Raw genomic sequence first — 16,599 nt, 5'->3', positions numbered from 1 at the left:
AGGCTATCGGATCAATCCGCGACGACCTGGTACGCCCCGTCCACGCCCAACCGGGATGCGGTATTCAGCAGCATCGCCGCCTCCTGCGGCTTCTCCGGTCCGTCGTGGTCGAAACGGCGGTCCGGCGGCCGCTGATACATCGGCTCGCCGCCGGCAATGGCTGATGCCAGCCGCCGTTGGCCGGCCAACAGACGGGACTCGGCGCGGCGCTGGTAGTCCGCCCGCTGCCCGGGTTCCAGCGCCGCGATGAACGCCTGCGGGTGGACCAGCGCGACCAGACCCGACACGTGGCCGAACCCGAGGCTGGTGAGCAGCCCGGCCTTGAGCGGGAACTTGTCACCCAAGCGCAGTGCGTCGCGCAACCAGACGAAGTGCGCCGAACCGGCCAACTCGTCGTCGACGCAGTCCAAACTGCGGTTCGGCGGAATCACGCCGTCGCGCAGCATCTGGCACATCCCCATCATCTGGAACACCGCCGCGCCGCCCTTGGCGTGACCGGTCAGGCTCTTCTGCGACACCACGAACAGCGGCGCACCTTCGGAGCGACCCAGCGAGTCGGCGAGCCGCTCATGCAACTCGGTCTCGTTCGGATCGTTGGCCAACGTCGACGTGTCGTGCTTGGAGATCACCGCGATGTCGTCGGCAGTGACGCCCAGTTTCGCCAGCGCCCGTGCCAGGGCGGAGTCTCTGCCGCCACGGCCGGCGCCCAAGGCGCCCAGCCCGGGAGCCGGGATCGAGGTGTGCACCCCGTCACCGAAGGACTGCGCATAGGCGACCACCGCCAGCACCGGCAGCCCCATCCGCAGCGCCAGGTCGCCGCGGGCCAGCAGGATGGTGCCACCACCCTGAGCCTCGACGAAGCCCAGCCGACGCCGGTCGTTGGGCCGGGAGAACTTCGCGTCGTCGATGCCGCGGCCCCGCATCATCGCGGTGTCGGCGGTGGCGGCCATGTCACCGAAGCCGATGATGGCCTCCAGCGTGAGGTCGTCCAGCCCGCCTGCGACCACCAGCTCGGCTTTGCCCAGCCGGATCTTGTCGACGCCCTCCTCGACCGACACCGCGGCCGTCGCGCACGCGGCGACCGGGTGGATCATCGAGCCATAGCTGCCGACATAGGACTGAATGACGTGTGCGGCAACGACATTCGGCAGTACTTCCTGCAGGATGTCGTTCGGCTTGTTACGGCCGAGCAGGTTGCCGTGGTACATGGTCTGCATCGACGTCATGCCGCCCATGCCGGTGCCCTGAGTGCTGGCCACCAGGCTCGGGTGCACGTAGCGCATCACCTCGGCCGGGGAGAACCCGGCGGACAGGAACGCGTCCACGGTGGTGACGATGTTCCACAGCGCCACCCGGTCGATCGAGTTGGCCATGTCCGGGCTGATGCCCCACACCGTCGGGTCGAAGCCGGTCGGGATCTGCGCCCCGACCACTCGCGACAACTTGGTCTTGCGGGGTACCCGGACCTCCGTGCCGGCTTTGCGGGTGACCTGCCAGTCGCCGGAGTCGGGCGCCGGCCGGATCACCGTGTGCTCGGGATCGAACTCGGCGAACGCTCGGGCCTCGGCTTCGGAGGACACCACGAAGGTGAAGTCCTTGTCCAGGAAAACCGACACCAGCAGCGGCGACGCGTGGTCGGGGTCGATCGCGCCGTCGTCGACGAACTCGCGGATACCGCAGCGCTCCACCACGGTGTCGTGGTAGCGCTCGACCAGTTCGGATTCGTCCACCAGATCGCCGGATTGCGTGTCGTACCAACCAGGTTGGGGGTCCTCTTCCCAGCGGATCAACCCGGTGGTCCAGGCCAGCTCCAACACACCGGCCGCCGACAGCTCGTTTTCGACCTCCATCTCGAAGCGGGTGCGCGACGATCCGTACGGCCCGAGTTCGGCGCCGCCGACGATCACCACCAGGTCGGCCGGGTCGACGGCGAGGTCGTCCCAGTCCGGCGGCGGTGCCGGGCGGTACCCGCGGGGCGGCGACGGCAGCGCGGCAATGGTCCCCTCGGCCGGCGCGTCGTCGGCAGGGGCGGACTCCGAGGTCATCTCCTCGCGCGCCTTGGCGGCCAGCTCCGCCATGTCCAGCTCGACGTCGGCCAGCCCGCCGGTGAAGTCAGCCTTGATCGGCGAACTCGACGCGGCGACTTTGGATTCCACGTCGCACAGGCCGAGCAACATCGCCGCCATCTCGTCGGTCGAATAGGTGGTGACACCGGCCTGCTCGACGGCGGTGACGATCGCGTCGTTGTGACCCATCAACCCGGTACCCCGGGTCCAGCCGATCAGCGCGTGCGCCAGGCTGACCCGTTCGGCCCACGAGGTTTCGGCGTGCCAGCGGCTCACCACGGCGTCCAGCGCCGACTTGGCTTCACCGTAAGCGCCGTCACCGCCGAACATTCCGCGGTTGGGTGAACCGGGCAGCACCACGTGCAACCGGGAGGCGATGTCGCGCTCGGCACCGATCTTCGACAGCCCGCTGATGAGTCGTTGCGCCGCCCACAGCAGCACCTTCATCTCCATCTCGGCGCGGGCCCCGACCTCGGAGAGGTCACCGACCACCCGCGGCGCTGCGAACGGGAACAGCAGCGTGGGATTCTGCGCGTCCTTGAGGTGAATCGATTGCGGCCCAAGGCTTTCGATCTGCTCGGTGCCGACCCATTCGACCAGCGCGTCGATGTCGGAGTAGGACGCCATATTGGCCGGCACCACCCACAGCGTCGCGCCGTAGCGTGCGTGATCACGGTAGAGGGTGCGGTAGAACGCCAGCCGTTCGTCGTTGAGCTTCGAGGTGGTCGCGATCACCGTCGCGCCGCCGTCAAGCAGTCGCGCGGCCACCGACGCGGCGATCGATCCCTTGGAAGCACCTGTCACCACGGCGATTTCGCTGCTGTAGGGACCGGGGTCCGGGTTCTCGGCACCGGCGGCGATCCTGCCGTACAGCGAGGCGTGGACCTGACGGCCCGCGGCCAGCGACTTGCCCTGCCACCAGGTGGCCTGGGTCGCCACCACGTGACCGGCACCTTCGAAACGCTCCGAGAGCCGAACCCAGTCGGCGTCGATGTCACCTTCGTCGGTCAGCCACAGCTTGACCAGGTCCTCGCGGGCGCTGGCCCAGCGGTCGTCGAAGACGACGGCCTTCTTGCCGTCGAACGCCGGCGCCACCAAACGTGGCCAGTCCGCACCCAATTCGGTGGTGACCAGGTCGATGAGTTCGGCGTCGGTGGTTGTCGGCGACACGGCGACCGGGTCGTCAAGACCCAACTGCCCCAGCACCAACCGGGCAGCTGAAGCCAGCACCCCGTCCCGACCGGTGATCTGGTCGGTGAACTCGCTCAGTGCGGCCGCGTCGACGGTCGCGCCACCGCCACCGCCAGCCGAAGGCAGCGACACCGACACGCCCCGGCGGGCGGCGACCGCAGCCACTGCCGCGTCGATGACCTTGTCGACCGACGCCGCGTCGGCCAGCGCACCCTCGTGCAGATGGCCCATGGCGCCGCCACGGACACTGGTGCCCTCGCGGGTACCCAGCGCCACCTCGACGGTCACGTGCTTGGCCCAACCCTCGCCCAACTCCCAGGTCTTGGTGACCCGTTCGGCGATGGCGCCGGGGCGCTTGCCCGAGGGGCCCAGCACGGTACGCAACTGGTCGTTGATCGCATCGGAAAGCACTGGGCCATAGGGCTTGTAGGTGCGGGCCAGCTTGGTGACCTGCGCGCGCAGCCCGGCCAGGTCGGCCTCGGCGGCGCCGTCGATGGCACCCAGGTTCAGCTCAGAACCCAGGTCCACCAGCAGCTGGTTGCGCCGCGACGACGCGCCGTCGGTGATGGATTCGATGGAGTCCAGCGGCTCGATCTGGTCGATGCGCATCTTGGCCGAGATCGCGATCAGCGCCACGGTGGCGTCGGCGGCGTCGAAACCGATGTCCTCGGGACGCGGGCCTCCGGACGGTGCCGCGGCGGGAACCGGCGCGGCGGCGACGGCTTCCGACGCCGGCGCGTCGGTCCCGGGCTCATCGGCCACCGGTTCGTCTTCCGGCTCCGGGTCGGTGTCAGTAGCGAACAGCACCGAGGCATCCCGCTCGGCATTGAGCACTTCCACTGTGCTGTGCGCGTATTCGGGCAACTTGAGGGTGTTGGTGGCCAGACCCGCGACGGTCGGCGCTGTCTTCACGCCGATCTCGACGAAGCGCTCCACGCCCAGGCCGCCGGCGGCTTCCTCGATGAACAACAGGTCCTGGGTCTCGATCCAGCGCACCGGGCTGGCGAACTGCCAGGCCAGCAGCTCGATCAGGATCTTACGGGCCAGGTCGCGGGGCCGCTCGTTGCGCCAGGTGTCATAGTCGGCGAGGATTTCGTCGAGCGGTTCGGCGGGAACCAGGTCGCGGATCTCTTGGATGAAGTCGCGATCCAGCGTGAACGGCCGCGGCACCAGGTTGGGGATGTAGCGGCCCAGGATCACCTTGGGATCCTTGTCGCGCGGCATCAGCCGTTCCAGCGACCGCCGGAATTCGTCCACCCCGACGCGCAGCACCCGCGAGTGGAACGGTACGTCGATGCCTGGCACCAGGATGAAAGAGCGCTTGCCGCCGGTGATTTCGCGGCGCCGCTCTACCTCGGTCTCCAGCTCTTTGAGGCCCCGCACGGTGCCGGCGATGGCGTACTGCGAACCACGCAGGTTGAAATTGACGATCTCCAAAAACTCACCGGTGCGCTCGGCGATCTGGGCGACGAACGCGGTGACCTCGTCGTCCGGCAGGTCGATCTGCGAGGGCCGGATCGCGGCCAGGCGGTAGTTGGAGCGGCCCAGTTCGTCACGCGGCACGATGTCGTGCATCTTCGACCCGCGATGGAACACGGCTTCCAGCAACGCTTCCAGTTCGAAGACACCGCTGACGCAGGCCAGCGCGGTGTATTCGCCGACCGAGTGGCCGCAGGTGATGGCCTCGTCGACGAACGCGCCCTGCTCGCGCATCTCGGCAACCTGCGCGGCCGCCACCGTCGCCATTGCCACCTGGGTGAACTGCGTCAGGAACAGCACCCCGTCCGGGTGGTGGTAGTGCACCCCGCTGGCGATGATGCTGGTCGGGTTGTCGCGCACCACGTGCAGCACCGAGAAGCCCAACGTGTCGCGGGTGAACTTGTCCGCCTCGTCCCACACCTTGCGGGCCGCTTTGGAGCGGGCCCGCACGTCCATGCCCATGCCCTTGTGCTGGATGCCCTGGCCGGGGAAGGCGTAGACCGTCCTGGGCGAGGCCAGCCGGGCGCTGGCAGACATGACCAGCTCCGCGCCGACTTTCGCGGTGACCTCGAGAACCTCTGCGCCCTGGTCGATTCCGACCCGCTCCACCCGGAAGTCCACTTCGTCGCCGGGCAGCACCATGCCCAGGAACCGCGCGGTCCAGCCGATCAGTCGTGCCGGCGGGCGCGCCTGGCCGTCGGTGGCGGTCACCGCGTGCTGCGCCGCCGCAGACAGCCACATGCCGTGCACGATCGGCGAGCCCAGCCCCGCCAGGAGCGCGGCGGCCTTGTCGGTGTGGATGGGGTTGTGGTCGCCGGACACCACGGCGAACGGGCGCATGTCGACGGGCGCGCCGATGGTGACGTCGCGACGGCGCCGGCGCGGGGTGTCGGTGGCGTTCTCCGAGACCGCGCCACCGGCGCGGGCCGGGTCGGCGAGTTCGGCGGACCCGGTGCGTCCCAGGATCGCGAACCGCTCCTCGAGGGTGGCGATGAGCGCGCCGTGATTGTCGGAGACCCGGACCGAGACGGGCACTACGCGGCCCATATCGGTGTCGGTGGCCGCCGAAGCCGTTGCGACGACGGTCAATTCGGTCGGTACCGTCGGCAACTGCTGAGCCAGCCGGGCCGCGTGGTCGAGGTGCACCAGGCTGAGCAGGCCTTCGACCACGGGCACGCCATCGTCGGTGGTAGCCGCGCCGATCGCGGCGAAGACGGCGGGCCAGCAGTGACCGACGAGCGCGTCGGGCACGGTGGTCAGGCTGGGTGCCAGCGGCTCGCCGAAGGTGGCGGTGACGCCGGTGTGGTCAGCGACCCGTTCGGGATCCCAGTCGACGGTGACGGTGGCGGCGCCGTTTTCCACTGCGGGCAGCGATTCGGGGCCGTCGACACCGGCAGCGATGGCCAGCACACAACGCATGGCCGCACTGGCGTTCTCGGTGGACACCACGGGTATGCCACCGTCGATTGTGTTGGCGGGCAACTCGAATGGAATATCGATCCAGGTTCCCGACACCGGCACACTGAGCACGACGCCGTTGTCGTCGGAGCCGACCGCCAGCCGCGACCCGGTGGATGTGTGTGTGGCGGTGCGGTTTTCGCGCACCTGCCAGTCGGCCGGCGGTGCGATCCGGTGCACCGGGTTGGTGGTGGTGCGCCCGGCCCACCGCACGTCGGGTGCGTCGAGCACGAGGGCCAGCGGTCCGCGCAGATCGGCGCGACCGAGGCGGCGCGCCGTCACATCCGTCGGCTGGGCCCCGGTGGCGAGTACCTCGTCGATGGCGGCCTGCTCGAAGCGGTCGAGCAATTCACCGACCGGCTCGTCCATCCGGGTGATGCCGGACACCGCCGCCGGCCCGGGGATGATGCACACCTGGTCGGCGTCGTAGCGGGCGTCGTGCGCCTGCCACAGCGAGTCGCTGCGCCACCAGCGGCGCACGTCCTTGTCGATGACCGGCACGAAATTGACCGGCTTACCCGGCTTCTTGCACAACGTGACGAAGAACGGCACGTCGGCGGGATGCAGCTGCACTGTCTCGGCGTCCGGGTAACGCTCGACCAGGGCCGCGAGAGCCCGGTCCGGGCTTTCCAACAACTCGCGGTCGGCGTAGAGGGTCTCGATCTGACCGACATCCTGCGGGTGCAGTCGGGATTCGGTGCGCTTGAGCATCTCTTCGAACCGGTCCCGCCACGTGTCGGCCAGCCAGGGACTGCCGGGTGCGGCGGTGTCGGCGGTCGAATTGCCTTCTCCGATGGCCAGTTCGACATAGCGGCGCAGCCACTGCAGGTAGGTCATCTCTCCGACGTCGCCGAAGTACGGCTTGGCGGTGCCGGCCATCGCGGCGATGATCTCGTCGCGCCGCTCGGCGACCGCGTCTGCGTCACCGGCCACCTCGTCGAGCAGCTGCCCGCACCGGGAGGCGCTGTTATCGATCTCGTGGATGTCCGCGCCCAGCTGGCTGCGGCTGGAAGCCATGCCGCCCTGGGCTTTTCCGGCGCTGATCCACTGGTCGGTGCCCTGGGTCTCGACCAGCATCTGCTTGACCGAGGGCGAGGTGGTGGCCTCCAGCGTGGCCATCGCCGCGGTGCCGACCAGGATGCCGTCGATCGGCATCGACGGGAAACCGTAAGCCTCCGCCCAACGCCCGGACAGGTACTCCGCAGCCCGTTCCGGGGTGCCGATGCCACCGCCGACGCAGACGGTGATGTTGGAGCGCGAGCGCAACTCCGAGTAGGTGGCCAGCAGCAGGTCGTCGAGGTCCTCCCAGGAGTGGTGACCACCGGCGCGGCCGCCCTCGACGTGCATGATCACCGGCTTGGTGGGCACCTCGGTGGCGATGCGGATGACCGAACGGATCTGCTCGATAGTGCCGGGCTTGAACACCACGTGGCTGATGCCGATGTCGTTGAGTTCTGCGATCAGGTCGACGGCGTCCTCGAGTTCCGGGATGCCGGCGCTGACCACCACGCCGTCGATCGCCGCGCCAGACTGGCGAGCCTTCTGGACCAGCCGCTTGCCGCCCAGCTGCAGCTTCCACAAATAGGGGTCCAGGAACAGCGCGTTGAACTGGTAGGTGCGGCCGGGCTCGAGCAGCCCGGACAGCTGCTCGACGCGGTCGGCGAAGATCTCCTCGGTGACCTGTCCGCCCCCGGCCAGCTCGGCCCAGTGCCCGGCGTTGGCCGCGGCGGCGACGATCTTCGCGTCGACGGTGGTCGGGGTCATGCCGGCCAGCAGGATCGGCGACCGGCCGGTCAGCCGGGTGAACTTCGTCGACAGCTTCACCCTGCCGTCGGGCAGTCGGACCACGGTCGGCGCGTAGCTCGACCAGGCCCGGGCCACCTCGGGCGTGGCCCCGACGGTGAACAGGTTGCGCTGACCACCGCGCGTTGCCGCGGGCACGATGCCGATGCCCAGACCGCGGATGACCGGCGCGGTCAACCGGGTCAGGATGTCCCCGGGACCCAGGTCGAGGATCCAGCGCGCACCGGCGTCGTGGACCTTGGTGATCTCCTCGACCCAGTCGACCTTGCGGACCAGGATCGCTTCGGCCAGTTGCCGGGCCAGCGCGACATCCAGCCCCACCTTCTCGGCCCAGCGCCCGACAATCTCGATGCCGTCGGCCAGCCGCGGGGTGTGGAAGCCGACCTCGACCTTGACGGCGTCGAACACCGGCGCGAAGACGTCGCCGCCGCGCAGCTTGTTCTTGCGCTCGGCTTCTTCCTTCTCCGAGATCTGGTGGCAGTACAGCTCAAAGCGGGACAACTGTTCCGGGGTACCGGTGATGACGACCGAGCGGCGGCCGTTGCGGATGGACAACACCGGCGGCAGCACGGTACGCACGTCCTGGGCGAAGTCGTCGAGCAGGCGTCCGATCCGCTCCGGGTCGGCGTTGGTGACCGACACCATGGGCGGGCGGTCGCCGAGCACCGAGATCCCCCGCCGCCGGGCGACGAGCGTGCCGGCGGCACCCACCAGTTGAGCGATGGCGAACAGCTCGACATCGCGCGCGCCGCCGGCCTTGAGCGCCTCGACGGCGAGCACACCTTGGGAATGTCCGGCAACGGCGACCGGCGGGGTTTCGACCAGGTCCATGCCTTGCCGGGCGAGCGCGCGGATGGCCGCCACCTGGGTCAGCAGCACCCCGGGCACCGAGACCGCCGCCGACGTCAGGTGCTTCTCGGAGGGGATGGCATCTTCGGCGGCCAGCGCGCGCACCCACCGCAGCGGCTCGAAACCGATCGGACGCACCACGACCAGCTCTTTTGCCACCGGCTCGAGTAGCAGCTCGACCTCGCCGACCAACGTCGCCAATTCGGATTCGATGCCCGCCCCGGACACCAGTTCTTCCAGCGTCTCCAGCCACGCACTGCCTTGGCCGCCGAATGCAACGGCGTACGGCTCACCGGTGGTCAGGCGATCGACCAGAGCATGTGCGTTGTGCGGACCGCTGCCGTCACGGTCGGCGGACACCCAGTCGTGCCTCTCGTGGATCGTCACCTTGTATCTCCCTCAAAACCTCTGTGTCGCATCTCGGTTCGATCGCCCGGTTTCCCGGGGCCGCATCGACTTCCGGGCGATTCCGCACCGAATCGCCAGCCGATCGTCGGTGTGACCGGTGCGGTCCGGGGCTGCTGCGGCGGCCTCAGAACCTCGAACGATCGGCATCGGTCCCAATAAGAGTGTCATGAGGATCTCCACGAATTCTTGGAGCGATTGGTTACTGGCGAGTTCTACGCACGGGTAACCGTGTCGTGGGTAACACCGCGTTTGGCCGCCGGAGCGAGCGGCGCCGACAAACGTCCTGCATGCAGGTGGTTACGGTCGAGTAGCTATAACTCCGCTGTTCAAAGCAGTATTGTTATCAAATCGTTATATGAAAAATTTCGCCCTCAAGCGTCGCGTAATGAGCCGCCCAGCGGGCTGTCGCGGATTCATCCGTGTAGCCGACCGCCGACGCTGCGCGAACAAGTGTTTGCTGGAAAGTGCGAGGCGGGCCCGCGGCAGAGCCTGGGAACCGACCGGGGGTCAGGCCCACTGCCCGAATTGGGGCTTGAGGATCTCGTTGACGTCGACGCCGACGCCGCCGACCGAGCGCTTGTCGATCTCGACCTGATGCAGGTGCGCGGCGGGGTGTTCGTACCCCTTCGGCGATCCCCAGTTGTGCTGCCAGAAGTAGGTGCCCAAGCCGTCGTTGACCGCCCAGTCGATGGTCTTCGAGTTGGCGTAGACACCCGTGCGCTGGTGCCCGACAACCGACTCCCAGGACCGCAGGTAGGGGACGATCTGGTTCTTGTACTGGTCGTGCGAGGGATCGTCGTCGATGGAGGCGTAGATGGGGGCACTGGACGGGCCGCCGGCGGCGGCGTGCAGTTCCATGCCGCGCTTGGCGTGCTGCAGGCCTGCGGCAGCCCCACCCAGCCAGTCCGACGTGCTGCCTTTGCCGAATTGGTAACAGGACACGATCTTGAGTCCGCTCCCGTGCAGGTCGCGCGCCTCGGCCAGCTGAATGGGCTTGCCCAGCATCCAGGCACCGCCGGGCCGGCGGTCCGACACGTACCGGATCGCCCCGACGGCACCCGCGGCCCGGATCTCGCTGGCAGGGATGACGCCGGCCGCGTAGTCCAGCAACGTGCCGAGCGAGGCCGCGGCGGGCGCCGCGCGCAGGGACGCTGCCGCAGCACCCAGCCCCAGCAGGCCGGGTGTCGCCGCGGCGAGTTTGAGCACGTCACGCCGAGAGACCGACATGCGGCACAGAGTAGTTCACTATTCCCAGAAATCACGTTGGCCACACTGGACACAACGCATCACCTTGGCATCGTTCTTGGGTTGTCGAGCCTGTACTCAGCGCCGCATTCTGTGCGCGCCGACGTCCTCACTGCAGTCTCGGTGCCACCAGTTCAGGCTCGACACTTCCGGTGCGTCCGGTCAGCGGTCGGGCAGCACGATCACGCTGATCCCTTCGAGTCCGCGCCGGGCCGTCTGCTGGGCGATCTCGTCGATCAACATCGGCGCCGCGGGGTTGATCGAGCGCGCCCACGCGCGGAAGCCCTGCACGATCACCGGGTCGTTCTCCAACAGCGGTTGCACCCTGCGCAGAGCACCCACCACGTCGTCGGGCAACGGCTCGGCCACCTGCGCATCAATCCACCTGCCTGCGAGTTCCGCTACCGCCGAGACGTTGTCGCCCAGCGCGATCACGTCAGCGGCGAGTTGCCGGAGTCGATCGAACAGCACCCGCCGCCCCGGGCATCCGGACAGTTCCGCCAACAACGTGCTGGCAGCGGGCGGCAGCACCATCTGCCCGAACAAAGCGGGCACCGGCAACTGCCACTCGTCGAAGAGCTCGGCATACATCGCGGCCACCGGGGCGGCCAACGGCTCGGACAGTCTGCCCATCACGCCGATGCTGTCGCGGTGGGTGGTCGCCAGTCGGCGCAGGATGTGCTCGTTGACGTCGCCGCCGCCGGCGTCGGTGGCGGCATCGATCGCAGTGATCAGCTGGTCCAACCGGTCGCGCTGGCGCACCAGCAGTGTGCGGTGCTCGTCGAGCAGGTCGGACAGCGTCGTCTGCCCGTCATCCAGCAACCGGGCGATGTCGTTGATGCTGACGCCGAGGCTTCTCATCAGGTCGATGCGCAGCAGGTCGAGCACCTGCTCGACATCGAAGACCCGATACCCGTTGCTGAGGTGCTCGGCACGCAACAATCCGATTTTCTCGTAGTGGCGGATGCGACCTGAGGCGATTCCCGTCAACGCGGTGACCTCGCCGATCAACAACTGGTCAGCCACGTCTTGACCTTACAACGGTCATAAGGTCTGTACTGGAAGCAGAAAGCTTGGAGACAGGACTGCAGGAGGCTTCCGGTGGATCACGATCAGCTCATCGATCTCACCCGTCGTGCGCTCAAATTGGCGCGGGACAAAACGACCGACCTCGCATCTGCGCCGCACCGGGTCAACGCGGCTGAGTACACCGCACGGGAGCGGCACGAGCGCGATAAGGTCATGGTGCAGGCCAGCCCGCAATTGGTCGGCTATGTCTCCGAACTGCCGCGGCCGGGGGCCTATTGCACCAAGACAGTGCTGGGCCGGTCCATCCTGTTGACCCGCACCGCCGACGGCTCGGTCAAGGCATTCGACAACATCTGCCTGCACCGGCAGGCGCCGGTCGCATCGGGTTGCGGTGTCGCCAAACGGTTCACCTGCCCCTACCACGCCTGGACCTACGACAACACCGGCCGGTTGGTTGCGTTGCCGGGACGGGAAGGATTCCCGGACACCACGCTGAAGTCCGACGGGCTGACCGAGCTGCCGGCCACCGAATACGCCGGATTCCTCTGGATAGCACTGGATCCCGAAGTGGAGCTGGATGTCGCGGCCCACCTGGGGCCATTGGCTGCCGAACTGGATTCGTGGGGTATCGGACGGTGGACTCCGCTGGGCGAGAAGGTGCTCGATTCGCCCATCAACTGGAAGCTGGCGGTGGATACCTTCGCGGAGAACTACCACTTCGCCACCGTGCACGAAAAGACGTTTGCGACCCTGGCGCGCAGCAATTGCACGGTGTTCGATGCGTTCGGACCCCACCACCGGTTGATCTTCCCGCTCAACACAATTCTGGATCTGGAGGATGTGCCTGAGCAGCAGTGGGTGCCGCTGAACAACCTGGTGGTCATCTACGCGTTGTTCCCCAACATCGTGATCTCAGTGACCATCGCCAACGGTGAGTTGTTCCGGGTCTACCCGGGTGATCAGCCGGGGCGGTCGATCACCGTCCATCAGAATTCGACGCCGTTGGACATCTCTGAGGAATCCGTGGCGGCCGGCGCGCAGACCGTCTTCGAATACGCCCACGCCACCGTTCGCGACGAGGACTACCGGTTGGTCGCGCAACTGCAGGCCAACCTGGAATCTGGTGCGCGCGAACAGCTTCTGTTCGGGCGCAACGAGCCGGGGTTGCAGCACCGACACCTTGCCTGGCAGCAGGCGGTCGACGCGCGCGGCTGAATCTTGCGGGATTTACGCCGACTGCGACAGTGCCTCGGCGAGAGCTTCGAGCACCTCTGCGTGTTCCGGAGCGTCGGCCATCGCCGCCCGGACGACCTCGAGTGCCTCGCTGCGGCGACCGGACGCCAGTAGCTGGGTGAGCCGGTCGACCAGGTCCGGTGCCGCTTCGGTGGCCAACACCTGCAGCAACTCCCAATCCCGGTACAGCGCCAGCGAACGCTCGTTGAACGCGAACGCCGTCACCGGCTCACCGGCCAGCGTTCCCCGGTAGCGGTAGGGCCCTTCCATGTACTCGATTGGCAAGCCGTGCGCCGGGGCCGGCACCAGCGGCTCGCCGACGATATCCAATTGGAGTGGAGCACAGACGATTCGATGCCGATCAGGCAGATAGCGGGCCTTGACGGGCGGGCGGATCAGCGCTCTGATCTCGTCCGGCCAGCGCACGTAGCTGGTGATGGTGACGTCGAAATCCTCGACGCACTCCGGGGCCCTGCCGTCGGGGTAGCTGGTGGTGATGCCGGTAAACGGTTGCAGCGCATTGCCTTCGGTGCGCAGGAACTGGCGCCAGATGCTCATGTCGACGCCGTTGTCGAAGTTGATGGTCCGCCATTCGTGCGATCGGGTGCGCGGCGGCTCACCAGTTCCCCCACCCGCGTACTTCGGGAACCATTGCCGGTCGACGTGCCCGCTGGTGCCGGTGACGCGTTCGGTGCTGTCACCCCAGCGCAGCGTTCCGGTCATCACCATCCCGGTCTGGAAGTAGGAGTAGGTGTCGTCCTGACCGAAGCAGGCGATCTTGCCGTGGTAAGCCGCTGCGCCCAACGGGGTCGGTGCGCGTGTCGGCGTGACCGCCAGGTCCAGGTGCATGGGCTGCCCGTGCTGGTCGGTGCCCACCAGGCTGATGTCGTAGGTGTAGGGCAGCAACTCTCCGTCGTCGTCGCGCGTCGTCCAGCGGGCGGTGCCGGCACCGGTGTCGTATGCGAGGTCGAGATGGCCGACAGCGGTGGTCATCTTGGGCTTGACCCCTGGTTCCATGCTGGCCGGCGGCATGTCGTAATCGGTGAAGGTGCCGTACGCACCGGTGTCGAGATCGAACAACGCCAGCGTGTAGAAGTCGGCGACGATCGAGCCGCCGGGCCGGTTCTTGTTGAAGATGGTCAGGAACGCGAATGACCTACCGGTGTCGGCTGCGGCGAGTTCACCGGCGATGAACCAGGTGTCGGACTCCTGACCGGGGTGCTCGCCTTCGGCGGCGGGAAATTCCAGTTGGCTGTCACCGGGTACCAGCTGGAACGGGTAGCTGCGCCAGTCGTTCGTCACAGGTTGCCTTGCCTCTGCTGAATTTTTGCTATGTTAGCATCAATAGTGAATTTAACCGTCGCCTGCCCTGAGGTGGTGCCCCGATGACGGCGAATCCCCGCTCTTACGACGAATTGTTCGTCGGCGGTCGATGGCGCAAACCCACAGCAACGGAACGGATTTCCGTCATCTCCCCGCACTCCCAGGAGACGATCGCCGAGGTTCCGGCCGCAGGCCCCGACGACATCGAGGCCGCGGTCGCTGCGGCGCGCCGAGCCTTCGATCACGGCCCGTGGCCGCGGCTGGAACCGCAGGAACGGATGCGCAAGGTCGAGGAGCTGGCCGGCGTCTACGGTCGGCACATCGAGGAGATGGCCGACCTGATCACCGCACAGATGGGTTCGCCGCGCAGCTTCAGCAGACTGGGCCAGGCGGCCGGAGCCGCCTCGATGATCCACCTGGCATTGGCGACCGCGCGGGAGTTCCCGTGGGTGGAGCGCCGTCGCGGTGTGCTCGGCGAAGCGCACCTGCGTCGCGCCCCGGTCGGGGTGGTCGGGGCGATCGTGCCGTGGAACGTCCCGCAATGCCTGATCATGCCGAAACTGATTCCCGCATTGCTGGCGGGCTGCCCGGTGATCATCAAGCCCGCACCCGAAACCCCTTTGGACGCTTTGTGGTTGGCCGAGATGATCGAGCAACTCGACCTGCCCGAAGGTGTGGTCTCGGTGCTCACCGGCGGGCCGGAGGTCGGCGAGGCGCTGGTGCGTCACCCGGGCGTGGACAAGATCGCGTTCACCGGTTCCAGCGCCACCGGCCGGCGCATCGCCGCGTTGTGCGGTGAGCAGTTGAAACGGGTGAGCCTGGAACTCGGCGGCAAGTCCGCGGCGATCGTCCTCGACGACGCCGACATCGGCAGGACGGTAAGCGGATTGAAGACGGCCAGCTTGATGAACAACGGGCAGGCCTGCGTTGCGCAGACGCGCATCCTGGTCAGCCAACGGCGCCACGACGAGCTGGTGGACGCGCTGGCCGACATGATGTCCTCACTGCAGGTGGGTGACCCTGACGATGAGAAGACCGACATCGGACCCCTTGTCGCCCAACGACAACAGGCCCGGGTACAGGACTACATCCGGTCCGGGCAACAGGAAGGCGCCCGCGTCGTGATCGGCGGGGACGACAGCCCCGCACCGCGCGGCTGGTACGTGCGCCCCACCCTGTTTACCGACGCGACCAACGACATGCGGATCGCCCGCGAGGAGATCTTCGGCCCGGTGCTGACCGTGCTCACCTACGACGACGAGGACGACGCGATCCGGATCGCCAACGACAGCGACTACGGCCTGGCCGGTTCGGTGTGGACCGCCGACGTCGCGCATGGCTTGGAGATCGCCGCGCAGGTGCGCACCGGCACCTACGGCATCAACATGTACATGCTCGACATCAGTAATCCGTTCGGCGGCTTCAAACACTCCGGGCTGGGGCGCGAATTCGGTCCGGAGGGGTTGCACGAATACGTGGAGCTGCAGTCGGTGGCCTGCAACGGAAAGCTGCCGCCGCTACCCAGCTGAGCTTGCCAGCAGCACCTCGAGAGTGATCTCCGCGGGACAGCACAGCTCGCCGCGCTGGTTGTAGACGCAAACCTGCAGGTCGATGAGAAATTGCGGATCTGCCCCGAAGGTGTTGCACCGCTTGGCGATTGCTTTTCCCCGACCGATCATCGTGTCGCCGGCATAGATCGAACCCAGCAACGATATCTTGCGCCGTAGGACTCGGCTATAGTGGCCGGCCCAGTCCGTGCCCACCCGGTCGACAAAGCCGGCGAGATGCATCGTGTTGACGAAGATCGTCGGATTACCTTGGCGCTTCGCATATTCAGGATCGAAGTGCCCGGGAAAATAATCCCAGGTCGCGCCGGCGTTCATCACCACTCGCTCGTAGCTGATCTCGTCGACGACATCAGGCAGTTCGACGGGGACAGTCAACCCATGCCAGTCGAACCGGCGCTCTTGGGGTTCATCAGCCATCCGTCGTCTCCCGCGTATTGAAGCGGAATAAGGTATTACGGTTCAACGCGACCTCGGTTCCGTCGTCGCGGTAGAAGGTGTCGAGCGTCTGAACGAAATGCCCGACACCGAGTTTGGTGGTTTTCTCCGGCGACACCGATACCACCTCCTCCACGATCGAGAGCCGATCACCCTCCACCACCGGAATCAAGAACTCGGCCTCATTGGACGCGTTGACAAAGGTTCTGCCCGGCAGGGGAACCCGCATCACCAGTGCAGCCGCCGGCCGAACACCGTCGGCGGACCACGGCGGCGGAATCAGCCAACCCATCAGCAATGCGGGTGGACCGACCAACCCACCCCAGGTCTGGGTCGCGAAGTCCTGGTCCCAGTAGGCCGGGTTGCTGTCGCGCACCAGCGCGGCGAAGTGCTGGATCCGGGCCCCGCTCACCACAGTTCCCGCCACCCTGGCCTCGGCGCGAAAGCCCACCATCTTCAGCGCGTCTTCGTAGGTCCCGAACGCGTACCTATAACTGATGTCGGCAGCCATC

Annotated in this window: 8 protein-coding genes; 2 read left to right on the top strand and 6 right to left on the bottom strand. The window is 67.3% G+C overall.

What is annotated here, in order from left to right; translation table 11 throughout:
- Nucleotides 1-11 precede the first annotated feature (11 nt).
- The 3 genes from AC5Y5Z_RS14445 to AC5Y5Z_RS14435 form a co-directional block, all read right to left on the bottom strand.
- Entirely contained in the window at nucleotides 12-9,233 is a 9,222-nt protein-coding gene (locus AC5Y5Z_RS14445) for a fatty acid synthase subunit beta domain-containing protein (RefSeq protein ID WP_499925763.1), read from the bottom strand.
- Between the two features lie 528 nt (nucleotides 9,234-9,761).
- Nucleotides 9,762-10,481 (bottom strand): DUF1906 domain-containing protein, encoded by a 720-nt coding sequence (locus AC5Y5Z_RS14440; protein WP_463826468.1) that lies wholly within the window; start codon nucleotides 10,479-10,481, stop codon nucleotides 9,762-9,764.
- Between the two features lie 180 nt (nucleotides 10,482-10,661).
- Entirely contained in the window at nucleotides 10,662-11,525 is an 864-nt protein-coding gene (locus AC5Y5Z_RS14435; protein ID WP_499925760.1) for a MerR family transcriptional regulator, read from the bottom strand.
- 75 nt (nucleotides 11,526-11,600) lie between these two features.
- Between AC5Y5Z_RS14435 and AC5Y5Z_RS14430 the strand changes: the two genes are divergently transcribed.
- Complete coding sequence (locus AC5Y5Z_RS14430; RefSeq protein ID WP_499925758.1) at nucleotides 11,601-12,743, top strand: aromatic ring-hydroxylating oxygenase subunit alpha; 1,143 nt, start codon at nucleotides 11,601-11,603, stop codon at nucleotides 12,741-12,743.
- 12 nt (nucleotides 12,744-12,755) lie between these two features.
- Here the strand turns inward: AC5Y5Z_RS14430 and AC5Y5Z_RS14425 are convergent, their stop codons facing one another.
- A complete protein-coding gene (locus tag AC5Y5Z_RS14425) occupies nucleotides 12,756-14,063 on the bottom strand; it encodes a lipocalin-like domain-containing protein (protein ID WP_499925756.1) in 1,308 nt (435 codons plus the stop codon).
- An 83-nt stretch (nucleotides 14,064-14,146) separates the two neighbouring features.
- Between AC5Y5Z_RS14425 and AC5Y5Z_RS14420 the strand changes: the two genes are divergently transcribed.
- Complete coding sequence (locus AC5Y5Z_RS14420; protein ID WP_499925754.1) at nucleotides 14,147-15,613, top strand: aldehyde dehydrogenase; 1,467 nt, start codon at nucleotides 14,147-14,149, stop codon at nucleotides 15,611-15,613.
- On the opposite strand, the gene AC5Y5Z_RS14415 is transcribed toward AC5Y5Z_RS14420, so the two are convergent.
- Nucleotides 15,602-16,069: a MaoC/PaaZ C-terminal domain-containing protein gene (locus AC5Y5Z_RS14415; RefSeq protein ID WP_499925752.1), complete on the bottom strand. Its 468-nt coding sequence runs from the start codon at nucleotides 16,067-16,069 to the stop codon at nucleotides 15,602-15,604. The genes AC5Y5Z_RS14420 and AC5Y5Z_RS14415 overlap by 12 nt on opposite strands.
- Entirely contained in the window at nucleotides 16,062-16,598 is a 537-nt protein-coding gene (locus AC5Y5Z_RS14410; RefSeq protein ID WP_499925750.1) for an FAS1-like dehydratase domain-containing protein, read from the bottom strand. The genes AC5Y5Z_RS14415 and AC5Y5Z_RS14410 overlap by 8 nt, the downstream gene beginning before the upstream one ends.
- Between the last annotated feature and the right edge of the window lies 1 nt (nucleotide 16,599).

Source organism: Mycobacterium sp. NGS29 (assembly GCF_059812965.1).
Note: the sequence above shows the minus strand (reverse complement) of the source record. Positions and strands in the feature narration are given on the sequence as shown.

What these genes read in the sequence shown, in the direction of transcription:
- AC5Y5Z_RS14410 (WP_499925750.1), bottom strand. Translation starts at nt 16,598, where the DNA reads ATGGCTGCCGACATCAGTTATAGGTACGCGTTCGGGACCTACGAAGAC.
- AC5Y5Z_RS14440 (WP_463826468.1), bottom strand. Translation starts at nt 10,481, where the DNA reads ATGTCGGTCTCTCGGCGTGACGTGCTCAAACTCGCCGCGGCGACACCC.
- AC5Y5Z_RS14420 (WP_499925754.1), top strand. Translation starts at nt 14,147, where the DNA reads ATGACGGCGAATCCCCGCTCTTACGACGAATTGTTCGTCGGCGGTCGA.
- AC5Y5Z_RS14415 (WP_499925752.1), bottom strand. Translation starts at nt 16,069, where the DNA reads ATGGCTGATGAACCCCAAGAGCGCCGGTTCGACTGGCATGGGTTGACT.